General features: G+C 67.7%; 13 protein-coding genes. 9 read left to right on the forward strand and 4 right to left on the reverse strand.

Features of this window, described 5'->3' with window-relative positions; translation table 11 throughout:
* Positions 1-52 precede the first annotated feature (52 nt).
* On the reverse strand, positions 53-253 hold the full coding sequence (locus tag FOB47_RS05115; RefSeq protein WP_053823979.1) for a DUF2905 domain-containing protein: 201 nt from the start codon (positions 251-253) through the stop codon (positions 53-55).
* Positions 254-474: 221 nt separating this feature from the next.
* Between FOB47_RS05115 and FOB47_RS05120 the strand changes: the two genes are divergently transcribed.
* Together FOB47_RS05120 and FOB47_RS05125 are read left to right on the forward strand one after the other, a co-directional pair.
* Positions 475-681, forward strand: coding sequence for a hypothetical protein (locus FOB47_RS05120; protein ID WP_053823978.1), 207 nt, complete (start codon positions 475-477; stop codon positions 679-681).
* A 33-nt stretch (positions 682-714) separates the two neighbouring features.
* Positions 715-2919 carry a phosphocholine-specific phospholipase C gene (locus tag FOB47_RS05125; RefSeq protein ID WP_053823977.1) on the forward strand — a complete coding sequence of 735 codons (2205 nt, stop codon included), beginning with the start codon at positions 715-717 and terminating at the stop codon, positions 2917-2919.
* A gap of 67 nt (positions 2920-2986) precedes the next feature.
* On the opposite strand, the gene FOB47_RS05130 is transcribed toward FOB47_RS05125, so the two are convergent.
* From FOB47_RS05130 to FOB47_RS05140, 3 genes are all read right to left on the reverse strand, one after another.
* Positions 2987-4555 (reverse strand): serine hydrolase, encoded by a 1569-nt coding sequence (locus FOB47_RS05130; RefSeq protein ID WP_174780174.1) that lies wholly within the window; start codon positions 4553-4555, stop codon positions 2987-2989.
* 170 nt (positions 4556-4725) lie between these two features.
* The gene (locus tag FOB47_RS05135; protein ID WP_244959295.1) at positions 4726-5637 is read right to left on the reverse strand and encodes an alpha/beta hydrolase; all 912 of its coding nucleotides are present in this window, start codon (positions 5635-5637) and stop codon (positions 4726-4728) included.
* A gap of 42 nt (positions 5638-5679) precedes the next feature.
* The gene (locus FOB47_RS05140; RefSeq protein ID WP_053823975.1) at positions 5680-6021 is read right to left on the reverse strand and encodes a winged helix-turn-helix transcriptional regulator; all 342 of its coding nucleotides are present in this window, start codon (positions 6019-6021) and stop codon (positions 5680-5682) included.
* 267 nt (positions 6022-6288) lie between these two features.
* Here FOB47_RS05140 and FOB47_RS05145 point away from each other — a divergent pair, with 267 nt between their 5' ends.
* From FOB47_RS05145 to FOB47_RS05175, 7 genes are all read left to right on the forward strand, one after another.
* Positions 6289-6702, forward strand: a complete 414-nt coding sequence (locus FOB47_RS05145) for a GFA family protein (RefSeq protein WP_174780176.1) — start codon at positions 6289-6291, stop codon at positions 6700-6702.
* A gap of 285 nt (positions 6703-6987) precedes the next feature.
* A complete protein-coding gene (locus tag FOB47_RS05150; protein ID WP_174780177.1) occupies positions 6988-7626 on the forward strand; it encodes a CDP-alcohol phosphatidyltransferase family protein in 639 nt (212 codons plus the stop codon).
* A 2-nt stretch (positions 7627-7628) separates the two neighbouring features.
* The gene (locus FOB47_RS05155; RefSeq protein WP_174780178.1) at positions 7629-9392 is read left to right on the forward strand and encodes a bifunctional alpha/beta hydrolase/class I SAM-dependent methyltransferase; all 1764 of its coding nucleotides are present in this window, start codon (positions 7629-7631) and stop codon (positions 9390-9392) included.
* Positions 9389-10789: a phosphatase PAP2/dual specificity phosphatase family protein gene (locus FOB47_RS05160; protein WP_174780179.1), complete on the forward strand. Its 1401-nt coding sequence runs from the start codon at positions 9389-9391 to the stop codon at positions 10787-10789. The genes FOB47_RS05155 and FOB47_RS05160 overlap by 4 nt, the downstream gene beginning before the upstream one ends.
* Before the next feature lie 4 nt (positions 10790-10793).
* Positions 10794-11243, forward strand: a complete 450-nt coding sequence (locus FOB47_RS05165; protein WP_174780180.1) for a hypothetical protein — start codon at positions 10794-10796, stop codon at positions 11241-11243.
* 4 nt (positions 11244-11247) lie between these two features.
* On the forward strand, positions 11248-11874 hold the full coding sequence (locus FOB47_RS05170; RefSeq protein WP_053823972.1) for a lysophospholipid acyltransferase family protein: 627 nt from the start codon (positions 11248-11250) through the stop codon (positions 11872-11874).
* A gap of 6 nt (positions 11875-11880) precedes the next feature.
* Positions 11881-12834, forward strand: coding sequence for a phosphatidate cytidylyltransferase (locus FOB47_RS05175; RefSeq protein WP_053823971.1), 954 nt, complete (start codon positions 11881-11883; stop codon positions 12832-12834).
* Positions 12835-12851 lie beyond the last annotated feature (17 nt).

The raw sequence follows: 12851 nt of genomic DNA on the forward strand, positions 1-12851 counted from the left end.
CTTCCGCTGACGAATGCCGCTATGCCGCATCGACGGCACCTGGCGTCGCGAATCAGCGGCGGAACAGCCAGATCAGAACGGAAACGATCAGTGAGATCACGATGCAGGTCGTGATCGGGAAATGGAATTGAAAGCCCTCCCGGACGATATGGATGTCCCCTGGCAGGCGACCGAAGGGAAGACGGGAGAGCCAGGGCCAGGCGAGTCCGGCCGCGAGCAAGGCCAGGCCGGCGATGACGAGAAAGCGCTGCATGGTGAAGAGGGCGTGCGTGCGCGAACGATCGACCAGGCAAGCCTAGAGGAAGGGAAGGGCCGCTGCAAGCGGTGCTCCACCGCGACGGCACAGCGCAGAGGCAATGCAATCAGTAACGAAGATTCGTAGTTGTCGCAATGTGTCAAGGAACTGACATTTGAGCTGCCAACAATGCATGCCAACGATAACGCTGTCCCTTTCCCCACCACGGAACTCCAGCCATGCTTCTTCCCTTCGCTTCCCTGTTGCGGCGCCGCACTTCGGCGCCGCTCGCGGTCGGCGCCATGCTGGCCGCGCTGCTGCTGGCCGGCTGCGGCGGCGGCGACGATGGCGCGACGCTGTCGCCCTCGGCCGCCCCCGACACCACCAATCCGAGCGGCAAGCTGCCCGGCAAGCCCGGCAACTGCTCGAGCCGCTGCGCGCCCTGACTGGGCTCCGTCCCCAACGAACAAGAATCCGCCATGACATTCAATCCGTCGAAGCGACAATTCCTGAAGGCTTCGCTTGGCACCGGCGCCGCTGCTGCCGTGCTGGCGAGCTTCCCGCCCGCCATCCGCCGCGCGCTGGCGATCGAAGCCCACAATGCGACAGGCACCATCAAGGACGTCAAGCACGTGGTGATGGTGATGCTCGAGAACCGTTCGTTCGACAGCTATTTCGGCACGTTCAAGGGCGTGCGCGGCTACGGCGACCGCTTCCCGATTCCGCTGCGCAACGGCCGCACCGCGCTGTACCAGACCGATGCGAACGGCAACATCATCACGCCGTATCACCTCGACGAGACGGCCGGCAACGCGCAGCGCGCCGGCGGCACGCCGCACAACTGGGCCGACTCGCAGGCGGCTTGGGACCACGGCCGCATGGATCGCTGGCCCGTGGCCAAGCAGCCGCTGTCGATGGGCTACTACGATGACGAGGAGGTGACGTTCCAGCGCGCGCTGGCCGATGCCTTCACGCTGTGCGATGCCTACCATTGCGGCATCCATACCGGCACCATCGCCAACCGCCTGTTCTACTGGACCGGCTCGAACGGCCCGACCGGCGACAACGTCGCGGTCACCGTCAACGAGTTCAACGGCGGCGCCGACGTGGGACCGTCGACCGAGGGCTGGACCTGGGAAACCTATGCGGACCGGCTGCAGGCCGCCGGCGTCAGCTGGAAGGTCTACCAGAACATCCCCGACAACTTCGGCTGCAACCAGATGATGAGCTTCCGTCATTGGCGCGCCGAGATGGAGAAGATGCCGGCGGGACGGCAGGTGTCGAACACCAACGCCCCCGGCTTCAATCCGCCGTACGATCCCGCGATCGACGACCGCTACAGCCCGTTCGCCAAGGGCTTCTGCAACACCATGGCCGATGGCGGCTTCCTGCAGTCGCTGCGCGACGACGTGCAGAACGGCCGCCTGCCGGAAGTCTCCTGGATCATCCCGCCGGCCGAGTTCAGCGAACACCCGGGGCCGTCTAGCCCGGCCAAGGGCGGCTGGTATGTACAGGCGATTCTCGATGCGCTGACGTCGGACCCCGAGGTCTGGAGCAAGACCGCGCTGATCATCAACTACGACGAGAACGACGGCTTCTTCGACCACCTGCCGCCGCCGACCGCGCCGTCGCGCAATCCCGATGGCACCGTTGCCGGCAAATCGACGCTGTCCGATGCGCAGATGGCCTTCGAATACCACGACTACCAGCCGGCCACGCCGAAGCAGCCGGCCCGCGATGGCCGGCCCTATGGCCCGGGTCCGCGCGTGCCGATGTGGATCGTCTCGCCGTGGAGCCGCGGCGGCTGGGTCAATTCGGAAGTGTTCGACCATACCTCGGTGATCCGCTTCCTCGAGGCACGCTTCGGCGTGATGGAGCCGCAGATCAGCCCGTACCGCCGCGCGGTCTGCGGCGATCTGACCAGCGCCTTCAATTTCGCCACGCCGAACGCCGATCCGCTGCCCGCGCTGGCCGGCCGCACCACGCGCGCCGAGGCCACCAGCCTGACGGCCGCGCAGCAAGCCATGCCGAAGATCCCGGTGCCCGCCACGCCGGAGTTGCCGGTACAGGACGCCGGCACGCGTCCGTCCCGTGCGCTGCCGTACGAGCTTCACACCAGCGCACGCGTCGATGCCCGCAACAACCGGCTGCAGCTGCTGTTCGCCAATGCCAGCGCGCGCAGTGCCGGTGCGGTGTTCCACGTCTACGATCGCCTGCATCTGGACCGCATTCCGCGGCGCATCGTCGTCGAGGCCGGCAAGATGATCGACGACGTCTGGGATCTGAGCGGCGACGGTGGCAAGTACGATCTGTGGGTACTGGGTCCGAACGGCTATCACCGCAGCTTCGTCGGCGATGTGGCGGAGCAGGGCGAGGCGATGCCGGAGATCCAGGTCTGCTACAACCCGTGCGAGCGCCCCACCGTGCAGGTCAAGCTGCATAACAACGGCAGCCGGCCGATCCGTTTTACGGCCGAGGCGCTGGCCTATCGCAACGACGGCCCGTGGACGAAGATGGTCGCCCCCGGCAAGGTCGTCGAGTTCGAATGGGCGATCGCCGACTCGGGCTGCTGGTACGACTTCGTCGTGACCTGCGACGCGAGCCCGGCGTTCCGCCGCCGCTTTGCCGGACGGATGGAAACCGGCAAGGATCTGGTCAGCGATCCGGCGATGGGGCAGGTTTGACGCCGGCCTGACGCTGTCGGCGGAAGTCGTCCGCTGAACGAAGCGCGGTCCCGCCCGGGACCGCGCTTCAGCTCGTCCGCAGGAAGGTGCCCAGGCCCTCCTGGTCGTAGTACTCCAGCGTCAGCCGATCGCTGCCGAACCACACGCGAGAGATCGTGCCGGGCGTCGCGTTCTCGTTGCGCAGCTGGAACGTGTAGACGTCGCCATCCCAATGCGATAACGGCAGCACCAGCGGCGCGGGGCCGATCGTCAGCACCAGCGCACCCGCGGACTCGCGCACCGTGATGGGCCCGTAGTAGTCGTTGGCGTAGTCGCCGGCATAGACGGGCAGCGCGCGCGGCGGCAGCGGCGAGGCCGGCGGCGTGGCGCCGACCAGCGCGCCCTCCGGCGCCAGCACGGGGGCGAGTGCCTCCTCGATGATCGTGGCCCAGTCCTGCTGGATCGCCCCTTGATCGACCAGATCGAAGAACTGGTTGTTGATCGTCTCGGGCACGCCGATCGGATAGCCGTTGGTCAGCGTGACGATCGCCAGGCCGAGCGATGGCACCGCGAGAAAGGCCGTGGCGGCGCCGAGCGCGAACGCGCCCGAGTGGTTGTACATCGGGCGGCCGGCGGGATTGGTGCCGACATTGAAGCCATAGCCGTAGAAGCCGGCCGGACGTCCGCCTGCCGGTGGCGTCGACTGATTATGCGGTGCGATCGCTTCCTTCAGCGCGCCGGCCTCGACGATGCGTCTGCCTTCGAACATGCCTTCGCCAAGCATCATGATCAGCCAGCGGGCGACATCGTTGACCGAGGCGCTGACGCCGCCCGCCGGCGATTGCGCATCGGCATCGCGCACCGGCCCGCGTACCCACACGCCGTTCTCCCGTACGTGGCCGACCGCCCGATTATCGCGGGCCACATAATCGGCGTGGCGCGAGCTGGTGCGCGTCATGCCGAGCGGACCATACAGGGTCTGTTCCGATAGCGTGGCCCAGTCCGCTCCCGCCGAGGTGGCGACCGCTTCGGCGGCGGCGGTCAGTCCGAAATTGGTGTACTGGTACGACGCGCGGAACGGATGCAGCGGCAGGAGCCGCAGCCGCTCCAGCACCTGGCGGCGGTCGTACCCCATGTCCTCGAGCCGGTCGCCGGCATGATCCGGCAGGCCCGAGCGGTGCGAGTACAGGTCCGCCACCGTCAATACCGGATTCACCTCGGGATCGGACAAGGCAAACCAGGGCAACTGCGATTGCACAGGCGTGTCCCAACGGATGCGGCCGACGCCGACCTGATGCGCGACGACCATGGCGCCGATCGATTTCGACATCGAGGCAAGCTGAAATACGGTATCGGCGTCGACCGTCGCCGGCTCGTCGACAGCCCGCTTGCCGAAGCCTTTGGCATAGACGACGCGATTGCCGGCGGAATCGCGCCGCACCACAGCGGTGGCCACACCAGGCACGCCGGTGCGCGACATCTGGTCGGTCACCAGCTTGTCCAGACTGGCGATGGCCTGGGCGATCCGCGCCTCCGGCACCGGCGGGGGTGGCTCGCCGCCCGATGGCGGGGGATCGTCGTCATCGCCTCCGCAGGCGGCGAGGGCGGTCCCGAGCGTGGCGACGAGAAACGTGCGGCGCGAATGCAAGGTCGTCATGGCGGGCCCCCCTTTGTGTTGTCCGGGCAGGCCGATGCGCCGCGCGCAGCGTTCCTGTCTTGCTGGACAGTAGAAGTTGCGGCGGCGAATGTCGAGGGCCGTCACCGGGATCGCGGCGGAACGAAGCGGGATGTGCCGGACGAGATGCCGAGCCCGGCCGGGCGCCGCGTTCAAGCGAATTCGGCTTGCCTTTCGGGCCAGGCCAGATGGGTACGCAAAAAGCCGATCTGATCTTCGACGACGAGGCGGCGGACCGCCTCCTTGTAGAAGTCGAAATGCGCGCAGGGATAGCGCCGCAATTCGCCGAGCGGTGCCCGATCCGCGATCCGGCGGCCGAGGTGCGAGGGCGTTTGTGCATCGCGCTCGGCCAGACAGACCAGCAGCGGCGCGTTGACGCGGTGCGCGCGGCGCCCCGGCCGGTACCACAGCATCATGTCGAGCAGCACGCGCGGCGTGATTTCGTTGCGCCAGCTGTCGTTGCGCATCGAGCGAATCACCTCTTCAGCCTCGTCGAATGCCATCACCGCCAGCCGCCCACGCGGGGCGACCGCTGGGACATAGTGCGGCGGCCGGCCGGTTCGGCCATGCCACCAGTCCTTCAGCATGGCCAACAGCAATTGTCGGGTTTCGGCCGGGGTCCTGCCTTCGACCTTGCGCGGAAAGCCGTTGAACGGCACCTGCGCGACCACCGCGGCGATACGCGAGTCTTCGGCGGCTACCTCGACCACATGCCCGCCGCTCAGCGAGCTGCCCCACAACGCGATGCGCTCCGCATCGACGCCTGGCAGGTGGCGAGCGTGCGCGATTGCCGCATGCCAGTCCCTCTTCTGCGCGGCGATCGAGATCAGCTGGCGGGGCATGCCGCCGCTCTCGCCGAAATAGCGGTAGTCGAAGGTCAGCACGACAAAGCCCGCCGAGGCAAAGTCCCCGGCGGTGCTGGCCAGCGAGCCCTGTTGCGTTCCGCCGAAGCCGTGCGCCATCACGATGCAGACGGGCAACGGCTTGCGCTGCGCCGGGCGATAGACGTAGCCGACGCAATCGGTGCCATCGACCTCGAAGCGCGTTACGGTCTTCTGCACCATGGTCATCGCTCCGTTCGGTCCCCGCCCATTGCGCTCAGCCGCTCAGGCCGCTGCTTGCTGCCCGGCCTTCCACGCCTCGTGCCGTTTGCCCCAGGCGGACATCGCCGTCACCGCGTCGTTCAGGCTCACGCCCAGCGGCGTGATCGAGTATTCGACGCGCGGCGGCACTTCATCGTAATCATGGCGATGGATCAGTCCGTCCAGCTCCATCTGCCGCAATTGCTGCGCCAGGACTTTTTCGCTGACGCCGGGCAACAGCCGGCGCAATTCCGCGAATCGATGCGGGCGCAGATGCAATTCCCAAAGCACCGATGTTTTCCATTTGCCGCCGATTGCCTGCAGCGCAGAGGCAAAGCCGCAGCTGTCCGGTTCCTTGTTCCTCATCGCAAAAAACTCCATCCCCGGATTTGGGGTACTTACCTCGAGGTGCGTTCTTCCTCGGGCAAAGGTGAATCGATATCATCGATTCTCCCTTCCACAAACATCGGGCGGTCGCGACCTCGGACGTTCGGTCGTTCGTTCGATCGCCGGAGAACTGTTGCATGACATCGAATTCGCAGCCGCGTGCCGCTTGGCAGATGAACTTGCCTGCCATTGCCATTCTAATGAACCCGTGCCAATCGGCTCCGCATCAGATTGCGGAGTGCGCCAATGCAGGCTGAAGTCCGCAAGCGAACCGCGGCTTGTTCATGCCGTGGCGTGGAACTGATCCTCACGGGCGAACCGCGCCGCGTCTACGCGTGCAGCTGCCTCAAGTGCCAGCGCTGTACCGGCTCGGCCTTTTCCTACCGGGCCATCTATGCCGAATCGGCGATCGTCAGCCGAAAAGGCGAAAGCCGGACGTGGCGCCGTATCGGGACATCGGGACAATGGCTGGAACAGGAATTCTGCACCACGTGCGGATCGGTGGTGCTGATGCGGGCGGAGGCATTGAAGGAAGCCATTTCGGTATCGGCGGGCTGTCTGGAGGACCGGGATTTCCCGCCGCCGCAATTGCTGCATTGGGCGGAGCGCAAGCATCGATGGCTTTGTCTGCCAGGAATTGACGCGGCCGCGCCGGCTTGAACTCGGCGGCTTATGCCTGCTTGAGCTCGTGGCGTTGCATCGGCGCACCCGGGCGCCGAATTAACAATTGCTGAATTCACCGCCGACTGCAGTTCTGGTAATGTCTCGGCCTTGACGCCAGCCATGCCGCCACGGGCATGCGCGGCGTCGAGCCAACACCAGATACCAATACCAATAAATCCGGAAGGGGTCCCGGTTCACCGGGCGCACAGGGCGTCCGGTCCCGGCTCAGCCTGGCGCATCGCCATGCCGCTTCCGGCGCAAGCTCTGCGGGAGGCCGGCGCAATGACGCTCTACGAACTCAAGCCCAGATTTCAGGCATGGCTGCGGCCGCTGGTCCAGGATCTGGCCGAGCGCGGCGCCACCGCCAATCAGGTGGCGCTGGTCGCCGCGGCCGGCTCGCTGGCCGTCGGTGCGCTGGCCGCGATCGGCGCGCTGGTTGCCGAGACCTCGGCGCTGTTCCTGCTGTTCCCCCTATGGCTGTTCGCGCGGATGGCGCTCAATGCGATCGACGGCATGCTGGCGCGCGAGCATGGCCAGAAGAGCGCGCTGGGCGCCTATCTGAACGAGCTCGGCGACATCGTCTCCGATGTCGCGCTGATCCTGCCGCTGGCCGCGCTGCCGGACTTCAATCTGGTCCAGGTCGGACCGTTTGCCCTGCTGGCGGTGATCGTCGAGGCCGCGGGGCTGATCGGTCCGCTGGCCGGGGCAAGCCGCCGCTACGACGGCCCCTTCGGCAAGAGCGACCGCGCGCTGGTGGTTGGCGCGATCGCGCTGTGGGCCGGCGTCGGCCTGGGCTTCGGCGCGGCCGGGCCGTGGCTGTGGCTGCTGCTGTCGCTGTTGTCGGTGCTGACCGTCGTCAACCGGGTGCGGCGCGGCGTTGCTGAAGCGCAGGCCCAATCGCCAGCCCGCACCGCGGAGTAAGCATGGATCGACTGTCGTCACGCCAGCCGCAGGAATTGCAATTTCAGACCCACGACGGGCAGACGCTGTTCTATCGGCATTGGCCGGCGGTCGAGGGGCAGCCGCGCGGTGCGGTAGTGCTGTTCCATCGGGGGCACGAACATTCCGGCCGTGTCGCCCACCTTGCCGACGAACTGAATCTGCCGGGCTACGACATCTTTGCCTGGGACGCCCGCGGCCATGGGCGCTCGCCGGGAGAGCGCGGCTATAGCCCGAGCCTGGCCGACTCCGTGCGCGATATCCAGACCTTTACCGAACATATCGGTGCCAACCACGGTATCCCGCTGCAGCGGATGGCGGTGGTGGCGCAAAGCGTGGGCGCGGTGCTGGCGGCAACCTGGGTCCACGACTACGCGCCGCCGATCCGCGCGCTGGTGCTGGCTTCGCCTGCGTTCAAGGTCAAGCTGTATGTGCCGTTCGCGCGCCCGGGCCTGAAGCTGATGCACCGGCTGCGCGGCAAGTTCTTCGTCAACAGCTATGTCAAGGCGAAGTTCCTGACCCACGATCCCGAGCGCATTGCCAGCTATGACAACGATCCGCTGATCACGCGGCCGATCGCGGTCAATATCCTGCTCGATCTGTACGAGACCGCCGAACGGATCGTCGCCGACGCCGCGGCGATCACCGTGCCGACGCAGCTGCTGATCTCCGGCGCAGACTGGGTGGTCCATCGCGGCCCGCAGGACCGCTTCTACGAACGGCTGGGCAGCCGGACCAAGGAGCGCCTCGTGCTCGATGGCTTCTATCACGACACGCTGGGCGAGCGCGACCGGCAGCGCGCGGTCGAGGCGGCGCGGCGCTTCATCGTGCGCGAATTCGACTCGCCGTCGGCGCCGCGCTCGCTGCTCGATGCCGACCAGATCGGCCCGTTCCGCGAGGAATCGGACCGGCTCGCCTCGGCGCCGACCGGCCTGGCGGCGTGGTATTGGCGCGCGGCGCGCGCCAACCTGAAGCTGGGCGGCCTGCTGTCCGACGGCGTGCGCCTCGGGCACCAGACCGGCTTCGATTCGGGCTCGACGCTCGACTACGTCTATCGCAACACGCCATCGGGCCGCGGCGCGCTGGGCCGGATGGCCGACCGCCAGTACCTCGAGGCGATCGGCTGGCGCGGCATCCGCCAGCGCAAGGTTCATGCCGAGGAGCTGATTGCCGAGGGCGTGCGCCGGCTGCGCGCGGACGGCGTGCCGGTGCGGATCGTCGATATCGCCGCCGGCCACGGCCGCTACGTGCTGGAGGCGCTGGAGAAGCTCGATCGCAGCGCTGTCGAATCGATCCTGCTGCGCGACTACAGCGCGCTGAACGTGGAACAGGGCAGGGCGCTGATCACGGCCAAGGGCCTCGGCGACATCGCCCGCTTCGAGCAGGGCGACGCGTTCGACGGCGACGATCTGGCCGCGTTGTCGCCGGCGCCCACGTTGGCGGTGGTCTCCGGCCTATACGAGCTGTTTCCCGACAACGCGATGATCCGCCGCTCGCTTGGCGGCCTGGCGCGTGCGGTGCCGCCCGGCGGCTATCTTGTGTATACGGGCCAGCCGTGGCATCCGCAGATCGAGTTCATCGCCCGCGCGCTGACGAGCCACCGCGCCGGCGCGGCCTGGGTGATGCGGCGCCGCTCGCAGGCCGAGATGGACGAACTGGTGCGCACCGCCGGTTTCGACAAGGTGACGCAGCGGATCGACCGCTGGGGCATCTTCACCGTCAGCCTGGCGCGCAGGCGCGACGCATGAGCGCCTTGCCTGCCGACACGCAGTCTGGGACGCAGCCTGCTCCGAGGGAGGCCCGCCCCTGGGGCCTGGCCTGCGTGCTGCTGGCGTTGGCCGGCGCGCTGTTCTTCTCGAGCTACGGCTTCGCCAACTGGCTGGCCAGCCAGCGTGCGGACGTGCCGTCGTTCCACTTCGGCTGGGAACGCGGCATCCCCTTCGTGCCGTGGACCATCGTGCCGTACTGGTCGATCGACCTGCTGTACGGCATCTCGTTTTTCCTGTGGCGCACTCGCGCCGGGCTGCTGACGCACGTCAAGCGCCTGGTCGCGGCGCAATTGATCTCGGTTGCCTGCTTTATCGCGTTCCCGCTGCGCTTTGCCTTCGCGCGTCCCGAGGCGGATGGCTTGCCGGGCGAGCTGTTCCGGCTGCTGGGCGGCTTCGATCTGCCGTTCAATCAGGCGCCGTCGCTGCATATCAGCCTGTTGATCATTCTGTGGGTCGCGTTCGCCGCGCACCTGCCCAGGCGCTGGCACTGGCTGCTGCATGGCTGGTTCGCGCTGATCGGCGTCTCGGTGCTGACGACCTGGCAGCACCATCTGATCGACGTGCCTACCGGCGCGCTGGTAGGCTGGCTGTGCGTCTATCTGTTTCCGCTGCGCCTGCCGGCTGTTGCGGCAAACGCCCCGGATGGAAGCACGCGCCGGCTCGCGCGCCGCTACGGGCTCGGGGCGGTGGCGACGTTGCTGTGCGCACTGCTGGCACTGAGTGCCTCGGTCACGCTGGCGCTGTTGCTGCTGTGGGGCGCGCTGGCGCTCGCCTGTGTCGCCCGCATCTATGCGCTGGCGGCGCCGGCCTGGTTCCAGAAGGACAGTGACGGCACCATGGCGATCGCCGCGCGCTGGGTGCTGGCGCCCTATCTGCTGAGCGCCTTTCTCAATTCGCGCTGGTGGACGCGGCGGGACCCGCAGGCAAGCGTCATCGCGGACGGCATTCGGGTAGGGCGTTTCCCCACGCGGGCGGACCTGCGCGCGTGCGGAGCCGATGCCGTGCTCGACCTCAGCGCGGAACTGCCGCGCGCGGTCGGCGGCGATCCGCTCGGCTATCGCTGCGTGCCGATGCTGGACCTGACCGTTCCCACCTCCGCGCAGCTCGATCGGGCGGTGGCCCAGCTCGACGCGTGGCACGCGGCGGGCAGGCACGTATTGGTCAGTTGCGCGCTTGGTTATTCGCGCAGCGCGATGGTGGTCACCGCGTGGCTCGCGCGTCGTCAAGGTTCGCCCGATGCCGTGGCGGCCGTCGACGCGGCGCTTGCCCATCTGCGTACCCACCGTCCTGCGGTCGTGCTCGGCGACGCCCATGCCGACGCGCTGCGGCGGTGGCTCGTGCAGGCCCGGGCAACGGAGATGGACCATGCCGCCTGATTCGATGCAGAAGGGCGCCGGCGTAAACGTCGAAGCCAACATCGACGCCTGGACCGCGCATGCCGTTGCCGGTGCGCTGTCCGGCGCCATCTGGATGGCGGGTGCGGGGCTGGCGTTCGGCCTTGCGACCGTCTGGCTGCTCGTTGCCGACGATTTGCCCGGCTGGCTCGCGGGCATGCCGGTGCTGCTCGCGCTGGCCCAGCTCTGGCTGCTGCTGCGGGTGGCGATCGACCGCCGGCTCTTCGAGGCGCTGGCGACTTACGCGAGCCGCCACGGCGCGGCCGATCTGGCGGGCCTGGATGCGGCGCTGCTGCAGCTCGGCTGGATCGCGCCAGGCCGCCAGGGCCGGACGATGACCGACCGCGCGCGCGGTGCGCTGCGGCTGGTGCGGCTGTGCGGCGCGTTGACCGTGATTCAGCTTGTCTTGACCTTTCTTGCATCGATCCTGGGATAACGCCATGTGGATAGCCCGCGTGACCGCGCGCGCCATCATCGTCTTCGCCCGCCTGCTGACCGGCATGCGGGCCAACTGGCAAGGCTGCGTGCCGGCGGCAGTGCAGCGCGTCTACTTCGCCAATCACAGCAGCCACGGCGACTTCGTGCTGATCTGGGGCTGCCTGCCGCCAGAGCTGCGCCCGCGCACGCGGCCGGTAGCAGGCGCCGACTACTGGGATCGCTCGCCGTTGCGGCGCTTCATCGGGCGCGATGTCTTTCGTGCGCTGCTGATCGACCGCACCCGCAGCGACCCGGGCAGCGATCCGGTCGCGCTGATGCGTGGCGCGCTGGAAGGCGGCGATTCGCTGATCCTGTTTCCCGAGGGCACGCGCAACACCACCGAGGCGCGGCTGCTGCCGTTCAAGAGCGGCATCTTCCATCTGGCGCGCGCCTGCCCGTCGGTCGAGTTCGTTCCCGTGTGGATCGACAACCTGAACCGCGTGATGCCCAAGGGCGAATTCGTGCCGGTGCCGCTGCTGTGCACGGTGACGTTCGGTCAGCCGGTGCTGCTGGCTCCGGACGACGACAAGGACCGCTTCCTCGCCCGATGCCGCGACGGCCTGCTCGCGCTCGCCCCCGTACTGGATTGACCCGCCATGCCGACCCTGCATTGGAACCACGAGACCTGGCTGTTGTTCGGCGGCCTGTTTGCCGTGCTGCTGCTCGCCTCGACGGTGACGCTGCTGCTGCGCTGGCGCATTGCCGGTGGCGGCGCGCACCCGGTGATCGACAACCTGGCGCAGCGGGTCTGGGCCTGGTGGTGGATGATCGGCGTGATGGGCGTGGCCTTTGCGCTGGGCCGCACCGCGGTGATCGTGCTGTTCTACCTGTTGTCGTTCTTCGCACTGCGTGAGTTCGTGACCATTACGACGACGCGGCGCGGCGACCATCGCGCGATCGTCGCCGCCTTCTTCCTGTTCCTGCCGCTGCAATACGTGCTGGTCTATGTCGACTGGTACGGCATGTTCTCGATCCTGATCCCGGTCTATGCCTTCCTGCTGCTGCCGATCCTCGCCGCGCTGTCGGCCGAGACGACGCGTTTTCTCGAACGCTGCGCAGGCGTGCAATGGGCCGTGATGATCTGCGTGTTCTGCATCTCGCACGTGCCGGCGCTGCTGACGCTGCCGATCCCGGGTTTCGAGGGCCGGAATCTGCTGCTGATTGCCTTTCTGGTGATCGTGGTGCAGGGCAGCGACGTGCTGCAGTATGTCTGGGGAAAGCTGTGCGGCAAGCGCAAGATCGCGCCGCTGCTGTCGCCGTCCAAGACGGTCGAGGGTTTCGTCGGCGGCGTCGCCAGCGCGACCGCGCTCGGTGCCGCGCTGTGGTGGATCACGCCGTTCGCGCCGTGGCAGGCGGGCGCGATCGCGCTGGTCATCGCGCTGATGGGCTTTCTCGGCGGGCTGGTGATGTCGGCGATCAAGCGCGACCGCGGCATCAAGGACTGGGGCCAGATGATCCAGGGCCACGGCGGCATGCTCGATCGGCTCGACTCGGTGGTGTTCGCCGCGCCGGTGTTCTTCCATATCACCCGGTATTGGTGGGTGCCGTGATAGCCGTTGCCGCGCGG

This window comes from Cupriavidus gilardii (assembly GCF_013347325.1).
GTDB classification, from domain to species: Bacteria; Pseudomonadota; Gammaproteobacteria; order Burkholderiales; family Burkholderiaceae; genus Cupriavidus; species Cupriavidus gilardii.

Coding starts and splice junctions, on each gene's coding strand:
- FOB47_RS05170 (WP_053823972.1), top strand. CDS start 11,248: ATGTGGATAGCCCGCGTGACCGCGCGCGCCATCATCGTCTTCGCCCGC.
- FOB47_RS05140 (WP_053823975.1), bottom strand. CDS start 6,021: ATGAGGAACAAGGAACCGGACAGCTGCGGCTTTGCCTCTGCGCTGCAG.
- FOB47_RS05120 (WP_053823978.1), top strand. CDS start 475: ATGCTTCTTCCCTTCGCTTCCCTGTTGCGGCGCCGCACTTCGGCGCCG.
- FOB47_RS05165 (WP_174780180.1), top strand. CDS start 10,794: ATGCAGAAGGGCGCCGGCGTAAACGTCGAAGCCAACATCGACGCCTGG.
- FOB47_RS05145 (WP_174780176.1), top strand. CDS start 6,289: ATGCAGGCTGAAGTCCGCAAGCGAACCGCGGCTTGTTCATGCCGTGGC.
- FOB47_RS05130 (WP_174780174.1), bottom strand. CDS start 4,555: ATGACGACCTTGCATTCGCGCCGCACGTTTCTCGTCGCCACGCTCGGG.
- FOB47_RS05175 (WP_053823971.1), top strand. CDS start 11,881: ATGCCGACCCTGCATTGGAACCACGAGACCTGGCTGTTGTTCGGCGGC.
- FOB47_RS05135 (WP_244959295.1), bottom strand. CDS start 5,637: ATGGTGCAGAAGACCGTAACGCGCTTCGAGGTCGATGGCACCGATTGC.
- FOB47_RS05115 (WP_053823979.1), bottom strand. CDS start 253: ATGCAGCGCTTTCTCGTCATCGCCGGCCTGGCCTTGCTCGCGGCCGGA.
- FOB47_RS05160 (WP_174780179.1), top strand. CDS start 9,389: ATGAGCGCCTTGCCTGCCGACACGCAGTCTGGGACGCAGCCTGCTCCG.
- FOB47_RS05155 (WP_174780178.1), top strand. CDS start 7,629: ATGGATCGACTGTCGTCACGCCAGCCGCAGGAATTGCAATTTCAGACC.
- FOB47_RS05150 (WP_174780177.1), top strand. CDS start 6,988: ATGACGCTCTACGAACTCAAGCCCAGATTTCAGGCATGGCTGCGGCCG.
- FOB47_RS05125 (WP_053823977.1), top strand. CDS start 715: ATGACATTCAATCCGTCGAAGCGACAATTCCTGAAGGCTTCGCTTGGC.